The sequence below is a fragment of the Streptomyces sp. NPDC059371 genome (assembly GCF_042751995.1).
In the GTDB taxonomy this organism is placed as follows: Bacteria; Actinomycetota; Actinomycetes; order Streptomycetales; family Streptomycetaceae; genus Streptomyces.
The window spans coordinates 1-8502 of record NZ_JBHYXD010000175.1 but is presented as its reverse complement, the minus strand read 5'-3'; the positions used below and the strand labels follow the sequence as shown (position 1 = coordinate 8502).

The following is an 8502-nucleotide window of genomic DNA, read 5'->3' as shown; positions in this document are numbered from 1 at the left end:
CCGCCCCGGGCCCCCCCCCCCCGCTGCGCGCCTCGGGCTCGGGGGGGGGGGATCCCCACACCCGCGGCGGGGGGGGGGGGGTCCCCCCCCCCCCCACTCGGGTGTCCCGCCGCGCTCGTGGGACCGCGGCGGGGCGAGGTGCTACAGGGCGACGCCGAGGAGGGCGTCGACGGCCCGCGAGACGACGCCGGGGGCGCCCTCGTCCGTGCCGCCCGTCTCGTGCTGGAGCGCGGCCCAGCGGTCGACCGCGGCGAGCGCGGCCGGTGCGTCGAGGTCCTCGGCGAGCGCGGCGCGGATCTCCGCGACGAGCGCGTCGGCGGACGGCCCGTCGGGACGGGACACCGCGGCCCGCCAGTCGTCCAGGCGCGCGACGGCCTCTTCGAGGACGGCGTCCGTCCATTCCCAGTCGGACCGGTAGTGGTGCGCGAGCAGCGACAGCCGGATGGCGGCGGGGTCGACCCCGTCACGCCGCAGCCGGGACACGAAGACCAGGTTGCCCTTGGACTTCGACATCTTCTCGCCGTCCAGCGCGACCATGCCGGCGTGGACGTACGCCTTGGCCATGGGGAACTCGCCGGTCAGCACCTGGGCGTGCGAGGCGCCCATCTCGTGGTGCGGGAAGGCGAGGTCGGAGCCGCCGCCCTGGACGTCGAAGGTCATGCCGAGGTGGTCGAGGGCGATGGCGACGCACTCGATGTGCCAGCCGGGGCGGCCGCGGCCCAGTGAGCCGCCGTCCCAGCTCGGCTCGCCGTCGCGGGCGGCCATCCACAGCATCGGGTCGAGGGGGTTCTTCTTGCCGGGCCGGTCCGGGTCGCCGCCGCGTTCGGCGGAGAGCAGGCGCATCGTGGCGGCGTCCAGGTTGGACACCTTGCCGAAGTCGGGGTCGGCCTCGACGGAGAAGTAGACGTCGCCTTCGAGTTCGTAGGCGGCTCCGGCGTCCCGCAGCCGCTCGACGAGCGGCACGATGCCGGGTATCGCCTCGACGGCGCCTATGTAGTGGCGCGGCGGCAGCATCCGCAGGGCGGTCATGTCCTCGCGGAAGAGGGCGGTCTCCTTCTCGGCGAGTCCCACCCAGTCGATGCCGTCGCGCGTCGCCCGCTCCAGCAGAGGGTCGTCGACGTCCGTCACGTTCTGGACATAGTGAACCTGCCGCTTGGTGTCGAGCCACACGCGCTGCACAAGGTCGAACGCGTTGTAGGTCGCCGCGTGTCCCATGTGGGTGGCGTCGTACGGCGTGATGCCGCACACGTAGATACGGGCGACGGGACCGGGGGCGAGGGTCACGAGCCCACCGGTCGCGGTGTCGTGGATCCGGAGGTCGCGGCCCTCACCAGGCAGGGCGGGGACCTCAGAAGCGGGCCAGGCATACATGTCATGAGCCTAACCGGACGGGACTTCCGTATACGAACTGGGCATGAACTGACGTTGGCAGGACCGTGTCGCGCGGTGCGGACGCGGCGGCGCGCTACACCGGAGGCCAGGGGATCGCGGGCCAGTCCCCGCTCGGCTCCGGGTGCTTTCCGGAGGCGAGCATGCCCTCGACCCGCGCGCGTGTGGCCTCGATCTCGGCGGGGGTGACGAGTTCGGCCAGGCGGGTGGCCAGGGGTGCGCCGGGAGCCAGGGCGTCGCGCAGGGAGGCCAGGACCTGAAGGGCCTCGTCCGTGAGCGGCTCGCCCGCCCATCCCCACAGCAGGGTGCGCAGCTTGTTCTCGGCGTTGAAGGTGACCCCGTGGTCGATGGCGTAGAGGCGGCCCTCCTGCGCGGGCAGCAGATGGCCGCCCTTGCGGTCGGCGTTGTTGATCACGGCGTCGAGGACGGCGAGGCGTCGCAGCCGGGCGTCGTCGGCGTGCACGAGCAGGGCCGTCTCGCCCTCGCCGACCTCGGCGAATCCGATGGCCTTCCAGCCCTCGGCGGGTTCCTCGCCGGGCACGAGCGCGAGCAGCCCGTCCCCGTCCTCCGTGGCGGAGGGCTCGATCCACATCTGGCACATGCCCTCGCCGTACGGTCCGTCGCGCAGCACGGTGGTGGGCACGAGCCCCCAGCCGGTCGCCTCGGAGACCTCGTAGGCCGCGACCTCGCGCTGGGCGAGCGTGCCGTCGGGGAAGTCCCACAGAGGCCGTTCCCCGGCGACGGGCTTGTAGACGCAGAATGCCTCACGGCCCTCGTAGGACACGGAGCAGTAGAGCACCGCGTTCGAGGCCTCGCGGATCCGTCCGCGTACCTTCAGCTCGCCCCGTGCGAGCAGCTCGGCGATCGTCACGCTCCGCGACGGTATCCGTTCTGGCGCGGACATACGTGTCCTTCCGGGTCGAGCGGGAGGCTGCACAGCGGGCAGGGGGGCCGGCCGGCGTTGACGACGTCGAGGGCCCGTTTGGCGAAGGCGCGGGCCTGGGCTCCGGTGAGCCGGACCCGGAGCATGGGCGGGCCGTTCTCCTCGTCCTGGAGCAGCCGCTCCTCGGCCTCGGCGAGGTCCTCGTCGGACTCCGCCTCGACCTCCACGAGTGCCTGCGCCTCGACGATCATGCGCTGTTCCTCGCCGTCCCAGGCCAGCGCCATGGTGCCGACCCGGAACTCCTCCTCCACGGGGGCGTCGAGGGGGGCGGTGTCGGAGACCTCGGTGGAGGCCATGGCGGGGACCGGGGCACTGCCTCCGGTACGCCGGACGACCTCGTCGAGGAGTTCGTCCATGCGCTCGGCGAGCGCGGCGACCTGGGTCTTCTCCAGGGCCACACTCGTCACCCGGGGGCCGGAGGATGCCTGCAGGAAGAAGGTACGGCGTCCGGGCAACCCGACCGTACCGGCCACGAAGCGGTCCGGGGGGTCGTAGAGGAACACCTGACGGGACACGTCCTGTCTCCATTGAATCGGCAGGGGAGCCGGCTGACCTTCGGCCCGCGTCGGCTGAGAACGGGTTGACAACTACTGTGCTGGTTCGACCGCTTCACCCTACTGCGGCCGACGATCACGGTGCGCCCGCACCGCCTCCGACCGGTGCGTCGCCCTCCGGGGTTTCCTCGCGCGGGGCCAGGGAGGCGAGATCGCCGGTGTCCCCGAGACGCACGAGAAAGGGCCTCAGCCGGGTGTAACGGATCGCGGTGATGGAACACGGTTCCACAGAGATCCGCTGAAAGAGGTCGAGATGAAGTCCGAGTGCGTCGGCGACGAGCGACTTGATGATGTCGCCGTGCGAACACATGAGATAGACCGCGTCACCGCCGTGGTCGCGCTCCACGCGCGCGTTCCACTCGCGTACCGCTTCGGCGGCGCGGGTCTGCATGGCCCGCATCGACTCGCCGCCCGGGAACGCGGCCGCGGAGGGATGTGCCTGGACGACGTCCATCAGCGGCTCGTCCTTGAGCTCGGCGAGCTTGCGGCCGGACCAGTCGCCGTAGTGGGCCTCCCCGATGCGTTCCTCGGTGTGCACGGGGACCTCGGGGCGGGCCTCGAGCAGGGGCTGTACGGTCTCCTGGCAGCGCTGGAGGGGGCTGGTGACGACCTCGGCGATCGGCAGCCCGGCCAGCCGGCCGGGCAGGGCCGAAGCCTGCTGCGTACCGCGCTCGTCGAGCGCGACGCCGGGCGTCCAGCCGGCGAGCAGTCCCGCGGTGTTGGCGGTGGAGCGTCCGTGCCGGACGAGGATCAGGGTGGGCATGCGGCCCAGCGTAAACGGACGGCCCGGGAAGGCGGCGGGCCCTGTGGAAAGCGGCCCCCGTCGTGCGACGGGGCCAAGGCGAAGGGAGAATGCGCACCGTGATCGTCGACTGCGCCATCTATCGTGACGGCCGCCGGACCGAGGGCGCCGACGACCTCTCCGAAGCCCTGGCGCACTGCCGTGCCGGGGGCCACGCGTTCGTCTGGATCGGCCTGTACGAGCCGACGGAGGACGAGTTCGACCTGGTCACGGAGGAGTTCGGGCTCCACCCGCTGGCTGTCGAGGACGCCCTCAAGGCCCATCAGCGCCCCAAGCTGGAGGTGTACGAGGATTCGCTGTTCGTGGTCCTCAAACCGGTGTCGTACGAGCCGCGGAGCGACACGGTCACCTCGGGCGAGGTCATGGTCTTCGTGGGCGACTCGTTCGTGGTGACCGTGCGGCACGGTGAGGAGTCGCCGCTCAAGTCGGTCCGGCAGCGGTTGGAGTCGGATCCGGAGAAGCTGCGGCACGGGCCGACGGCGGTGCTCCACTCGATCGCGGACGCCACGGTGGACCACTACCTGGACGTGGCGATCGAGCTCGGCACCGACCTGGAGGAGCTGGAGGCGGAGGTCTTCTCGCCCCATCTCGGCGGCTCGCGGCACACCGCCTCGCGGATCTACGCGTTCAAGCGGCAGGTCCAGGAGTTCCGCAGGGCGACGGTGCCGCTGGCGATGCCGCTGGCACGGCTCGCGGGCTCGGGCCTGAAGACGGCGGACGTGCCGTTCGTCGACGGCGAGGCGCAGCCCTTCTTCCGTGACGTCAACGACCACCTGCTGCGGGTCAACGAGTCCGTGGAGAGTCTGGACCGGCTCGTGTCCGACATCCTGTCGGCGCATCTGGCGCAGATGAGCGTGCGGCAGAACGACGACATGCGGAAGATCTCGGCGTGGGCGGCCATGGCCGCGGTCCCCACGATGATCGCGGGGATCTACGGCATGAACTTCGATCACATGCCCGAGCTGCACTGGCTGTGGTCGTATCCGGCGGTGATCGGGGGCATGGTCGTCCTGGAGTTCGGGCTGTTCCGGCTCTTCAAGCGGCGGGGCTGGCTGTAGGTCCGCGCGCGGTTCAGGCGAATTCCGGTGCCGTGGCGCCGGGACCGTTCAGGGCGCCGCGAAGCTCGGGCATCTTCAGGGTGACCATCCGGCGCCAGCCCGCGGCGCGCTCGTAGGCGTACACGGCGTGGATGCCCGCGGCGAGGAGTGCCGCCTTGGCCCGGGACCAGCCGAGGAGGCGGCCCATGTGGGCCATCACGGCGAGGCTGACGTCCCGGTAGACACGGATCTCGGCGAGCGCGCACTCACGCAGCGCCTGCTGGATGGCGCGGCCGTGGCCGGCGTGGGCGAAGCGCAGCAGTTCCTCGTGGCAGTAGGCGAGGTGGTTGTCCTCGTCGGCCGCGATCATCCGCACCGCGCGGCCGATGTCGGGGTGGTCGGCGAAGTGCATGCGCAGCAGGTCCATCTGCTCGGAGGCGCGCTGCTCGGTGACCCTGCTGTGGGCCAGATAGGTGACGATGTCCCGCACGGTGAGGGGCTGGTCGCCCTTGAGCTTGTCGTGCGCGAGGCCGATGCCGTGCCGTTCCAGGAGCATCGTGTAGTCGGTGTCGGGCGGCACCTCGACGGGTTCGAGGCCGCGCTTCCTCATGAGGGCGTTGAAGATCCGTCCGTGCTTGTCCTCGTCGGCGCCGTGCCGGGCGATCTTGGGGGCGAGGGCGCGCTCGCTCTCCGGGACGAGTGCGGCGATCCGGGCGTTCTCCCAGCCGCCCTGCGACTCCCCGCTCGCGGCGATGGAACAGAAGAGGCGGTACGACTCGTCGTTGCCGAGGATTTCCTGGAACAGGCTCTTGGCGGACAGCATGATTGACACCCTCTCTGCAGAGTTGTGCAGAAAACGAGTCAAATGGGTTGTCTGGGACCCGGCAACCGATGTGTCCGACAAATCCGCCGAATGATGGACGGCGCGGCGGGCCCGGACGCGTAACCAAGGGGCCGTCGGCGCGTTGTTCCCCGTGACGGCCGTGGCGGGGAAGACCCCCGAGCCCCCACCACGGCCGCAGAAACCTCCCGGCGGCGATTCCGCCGGGGTTACGCGAGTCCGGCCCGCCGGGGTTACGCGACTCCGGCCCGCTCCAGAGCGTCGGTGCCGGCCCGCAGCGAGGCGATCCGGTCCTCCAGCGTGAAGCCCGCGGGGGCCAGCGTGAGCGTGTTGACACCGACGGCGGCGTACTCCCGCATCCGGTCGGCGATGCGGTCGACCGAGCCGAGCAGGGTCGTCTGGTCGATCAGCGTGTGGGGGACGGCGGCCGCGGCGCCCTCCTTGTCGCCGGACAGGTACTTGTCCTGGATCTCGGCGGCTTCCTTCTCGTAGCCCATGCGCTGCGCGAGCTGGTTGTAGAAGTTCTGCTTGCGGCTTCCCATGCCGCCGACGTACAGGGCGGTGTACGGGCGGAACATGTCGGCGAGCGCGGGGACGTCCTTGTCGGCGCCGACGGCGAGCGGCAGGGTCGGGCAGACGTCGAATCCCTCCATCGTCTTCCCGGCCTTCTCGCGTCCCGCGCGCAGGTGGGTGAGCGCGGTGTCCTCGATGTGCTCGGCCGAGGGGAAGATGAGCAGCGCGCCGTCCGCGATCTCGCCGGTCTGCTCAAGGTTCTTCGGGCCGATCGCGGCGATGTACAGCGGGATGTGCTCGCGCTCCGGGTGCACGGTCAGCTTGAGCGGCTTGCCCGGACCGCCGGGCAGCGGCAGGGTCCAGTGCTCACCCTCGTACGACAGCCGCTCGCGTGTCATGGCCCTGCGCACGATCTCCACGTACTCGCGGGTGCGGGCCAGCGGCTTGTCGAACTTGACGCCGTACCAGCCCTCGGAGACCTGCGGGCCGGAGACGCCGAGGCCGAGGCGGAAGCGGCCGCCCGACAGCGAGTCCAGCGTCGCCGCGGTCATCGCGGTCATCGCGGGCTGGCGCGCCGGGATCTGGAAGATGGCCGAACCGACGTCGATGCGCTCGGTCTGGGCGGCGACCCAGCTCAGCACGGTGGCCGCGTCGGAGCCGTACGCCTCGGCGGCCCAGCAGACGGCGTATCCGAGCCGGTCGGCCTCGCGGGCGACGGCGAGGTTGTCCGCGTCCATTCCGGCGCCCCAGTAGCCGAGATTGATGCCGAGCTGCATGGCCGATCCCCTTACCGATCAGTAACGTCCCTTGTGCCCGAGACCCTAGCGTGCGGGCGCCCCTGACGGGGAGCGGCCTTCCGCTGGATTTCCGTTGTCCACAGGCCCCCACACCGCCGGTGCCGGACAGTAATCTCGGCGTCCATGGAGCAGAGGCATCTCGGCCGTACCGGCCTGCGTGTTTCCCGGATCGGACTCGGCACCCTCACATGGGGGCGGGACACCGACGAGCATGACGCCGCGAACCTCTTGAAGACGTTCTGGGAAGCGGGCGGGAACCTCGTCGACACGGCGGACGTGTACGGCGACGGGGAGGCCGAGTACCTCCTCGGGCAGCTCATGGAAGGGCTCGTTCCGCGCCGGGACCTGGTCATCTCGACGAAGGCGGGGAGCGTGCGCGAGCCGGACCGCCGCTTCGACGGCTCGCGCAGTCATCTGCTGTCGGCCCTGGACGCCTCGCTCGCCCGCCTGGGCACCGACTACGTGGACGTGTGGCACGTGCACGCGTACGACCCCGACACGCCGCTCGACGAGACCCTCCAGGCCCTCGATCTGGCCGTCAGCAGCGGTCGCGCGCGCTACGCGGGCGTGTCCAACTTCTGCGGCTGGCAGCTCGCCAAAGCCGCCACCTGGCAGCTCTCGGCACCCGGCATACGCACCCGGCTGGCCAGTACGCAGATGGAGTACTCCCTGCTGCAGCGCGGCATCGAACGGGAGGTGCTGCCCGCCGCCCTCGACCTCGGCGTCGGCCTGCTGCCCTCCTCGCCGCTCGGGCGCGGTGTGCTCACCGGCAAGTACCGGGCCGGGACGCCGGCCGACTCCCGGGGCGGTTCGGAACACCTCGCGCCCTTCGTGGCGCCCTATCTCGACGAGACGGCGAGCGGTGTCGTGGAGGCGGTGTCGATCGCGGCGGACGGTCTCGCCGTGACCCCGCTCCAGGTGGCGCTCGCCTGGGTCCGCGACCGGCCCGGGGTCGTCGCGCCCGTCGTCGGCGCGCGCAACGCGCAGCAGCTCGCGGCCGCGTTGTCAGTGGAGGAGCTTAGTCTTCCTGACGAGATCTGCCGGGCGCTCGACGACGTGTCGGCCCCGGTGCACCACTATCCCGATCACGACTGGAGCACGCTGTGAGCACGGAGCCCGAGACCACTCAGGACGCGGAGCCGGAGACGCCGGGCGCGGACACCGCCGCCGGCGCCTCTGAGCCGACGGGCGAGGACGTGGGACGGGCGGACGCGCGCTCCGGGGACGGGGACGTCTCCGGCGGCGAGGGCGAACACACCGACGGGGGCACGGGTGCCGAGGGGGGCACGGGCGCCGAGGGCGCCGGGTCCGCCGAAGGGGCCGCGCAGGTGTCCGAGGCGGCCGCCGAACTGGCGGCCCAGCGTGTGGAGCGGGAGCGGATCGAGCGGCGCAAGGCGGAGAAGCAGGCGCCGATCGAGGCAGGCGGCAGGCTCAGCGGCACGGCCGCGGACCTGCTCGCGGCGGTCCGGGCCGTGGAGAGCGGCGAGAAGCCCGTGGCCACCGCCTTCCGCGAGCCGGATCCCGCTCCGCGCCGGGCCGCCCCGGAGCCCGTGCGGCGACCGCAGCCGCTCGCGGCACCGGCCCCCCCCCGCCCGGGGGGTTGGCCCCCGCCCCCCACTAGCCCCA

General features: G+C 71.8%; 8 protein-coding genes and 1 pseudogene. 3 read left to right on the top strand and 6 right to left on the bottom strand.

Annotation, left to right across the window (positions count from 1 at the left end):
- Positions 1-141: 141 nt before the first annotated feature.
- From mshC to ACFXGX_RS42490, 4 genes are all read right to left on the bottom strand, one after another.
- Positions 142-1371 carry a cysteine--1-D-myo-inosityl 2-amino-2-deoxy-alpha-D-glucopyranoside ligase gene (mshC, locus tag ACFXGX_RS42505; RefSeq protein WP_384803635.1) on the bottom strand — a complete coding sequence of 410 codons (1230 nt, stop codon included), beginning with the start codon at positions 1369-1371 and terminating at the stop codon, positions 142-144.
- Positions 1372-1465: 94 nt separating this feature from the next.
- The gene (locus tag ACFXGX_RS42500) at positions 1466-2293 is read right to left on the bottom strand and encodes an SCO1664 family protein (protein ID WP_384803632.1); all 828 of its coding nucleotides are present in this window, start codon (positions 2291-2293) and stop codon (positions 1466-1468) included.
- Positions 2257-2847, bottom strand: coding sequence for a DUF3090 domain-containing protein (locus ACFXGX_RS42495; protein WP_384803629.1), 591 nt, complete (start codon positions 2845-2847; stop codon positions 2257-2259). The genes ACFXGX_RS42500 and ACFXGX_RS42495 overlap by 37 nt, the downstream gene beginning before the upstream one ends.
- Before the next feature lie 115 nt (positions 2848-2962).
- Positions 2963-3649 carry a histidine phosphatase family protein gene (locus ACFXGX_RS42490; RefSeq protein WP_384803626.1) on the bottom strand — a complete coding sequence of 229 codons (687 nt, stop codon included), beginning with the start codon at positions 3647-3649 and terminating at the stop codon, positions 2963-2965.
- 98 nt (positions 3650-3747) lie between these two features.
- On the opposite strand from ACFXGX_RS42490, the gene corA reads away from it, so the two are divergent.
- On the top strand, positions 3748-4746 hold the full coding sequence (corA, locus tag ACFXGX_RS42485) for a magnesium/cobalt transporter CorA (RefSeq protein WP_384803638.1): 999 nt from the start codon (positions 3748-3750) through the stop codon (positions 4744-4746).
- Positions 4747-4759: 13 nt separating this feature from the next.
- On the opposite strand, the gene ACFXGX_RS42480 is transcribed toward corA, so the two are convergent.
- Both ACFXGX_RS42480 and ACFXGX_RS42475 read right to left on the bottom strand, forming a co-directional pair.
- Positions 4760-5548 (bottom strand): ferritin-like domain-containing protein, encoded by a 789-nt coding sequence (locus ACFXGX_RS42480; protein ID WP_384803623.1) that lies wholly within the window; start codon positions 5546-5548, stop codon positions 4760-4762.
- 251 nt (positions 5549-5799) lie between these two features.
- On the bottom strand, positions 5800-6855 hold the full coding sequence (locus ACFXGX_RS42475; RefSeq protein ID WP_384803620.1) for an LLM class F420-dependent oxidoreductase: 1056 nt from the start codon (positions 6853-6855) through the stop codon (positions 5800-5802).
- Positions 6856-6999: 144 nt separating this feature from the next.
- Between ACFXGX_RS42475 and ACFXGX_RS42470 the strand changes: the two genes are divergently transcribed.
- Both ACFXGX_RS42470 and ACFXGX_RS42465 read left to right on the top strand, forming a co-directional pair.
- Positions 7000-7983: an aldo/keto reductase gene (locus tag ACFXGX_RS42470; RefSeq protein ID WP_384803617.1), complete on the top strand. Its 984-nt coding sequence runs from the start codon at positions 7000-7002 to the stop codon at positions 7981-7983.
- Positions 7980-8502: pseudogene (locus tag ACFXGX_RS42465) on the top strand (DNA helicase RecD); the annotation flags it as partial. The gene ACFXGX_RS42470 and the pseudogene ACFXGX_RS42465, both read left to right, overlap by 4 nt.

Coding starts and splice junctions, on each gene's coding strand:
- mshC (WP_384803635.1), bottom strand. CDS start 1,371: ATGTATGCCTGGCCCGCTTCTGAGGTCCCCGCCCTGCCTGGTGAGGGC.
- ACFXGX_RS42475 (WP_384803620.1), bottom strand. CDS start 6,855: ATGCAGCTCGGCATCAATCTCGGCTACTGGGGCGCCGGAATGGACGCG.
- ACFXGX_RS42480 (WP_384803623.1), bottom strand. CDS start 5,548: ATGCTGTCCGCCAAGAGCCTGTTCCAGGAAATCCTCGGCAACGACGAG.
- ACFXGX_RS42490 (WP_384803626.1), bottom strand. CDS start 3,649: ATGCCCACCCTGATCCTCGTCCGGCACGGACGCTCCACCGCCAACACC.
- ACFXGX_RS42500 (WP_384803632.1), bottom strand. CDS start 2,293: ATGTCCGCGCCAGAACGGATACCGTCGCGGAGCGTGACGATCGCCGAG.
- ACFXGX_RS42470 (WP_384803617.1), top strand. CDS start 7,000: ATGGAGCAGAGGCATCTCGGCCGTACCGGCCTGCGTGTTTCCCGGATC.